The 639-nt window shown below is 75.6% G+C and carries 1 protein-coding gene; it reads right to left on the reverse strand.

All coding sequences use genetic code 11. From position 1 onward, the window contains the following. The coding region (locus HYE82_RS36955) for a YgcG family protein (RefSeq protein ID WP_179178589.1) at positions 1 to 629 on the reverse strand (629 nt) is incomplete at its 3' end. Positions 630 to 639: the final 10 nt, after the last annotated feature.

A 639-nucleotide genomic window follows, 5' to 3' on the forward strand; every position in this document is an offset into this window, starting at 1 on the left:
TCCCTGTCCCCGCCCCCGCCGCCGCCCGGGTCGGGCTCGCCGGGGGTGATCGCCGGTACGGGGACCGGCTTGCCGGCGAGCACGGCGCCGTAGCCGTTCGCCGCCCCGATCGCGGCCCCCGCCCAGTCGTTCTGCCGCAGGGCGGGCTCGATCGCCCTCCGGGCGACCGCCGCGAGCTGCTCGTCGGTGAAACCGGACCCGACGTCGGCCGAGTAGGCGTACGTACGGGACCCGGTCGCCACGGCGAGGAGCAGGTCGTCCCGGCCGAGTCCGTTCCTCTGCGCGGTGGCGTCGGCCCAGCTCTGCGCCGAGCGCCCGGAGAAGTCGTTCACGTAGACGACGAAGAGCTGCTTCGCGTGATCGCGGTACAGCCGGTCCAGTGCCGTGGCGGCCTCGGCCGTCCGATCGCCGAGGGCCCCGACCCGGTCGGTGATCTGCCCTTGTCGGGACAGCGTGACGGGATCCTCGACGGGCACGGCGAGGGCGGGCGGGACGGCGGCTCCGAGCAGTGGGAGGGCGTGGAGCGGTGCCGTGACCGGCGCGACGGCGAACAGCGCGGCGGCGGGTGCGAGCGCAGCCCGGATGCCCCGGAAGGCCGTCCCGGTGTGGGGTCTCCTCTTCGGCGGCATCACATGGGGG

Origin of the sequence: Streptomyces sp. BR123, assembly GCF_013401435.1 — a bacterium.
GTDB lineage: Bacteria > Actinomycetota > Actinomycetes > Streptomycetales > Streptomycetaceae > Streptomyces.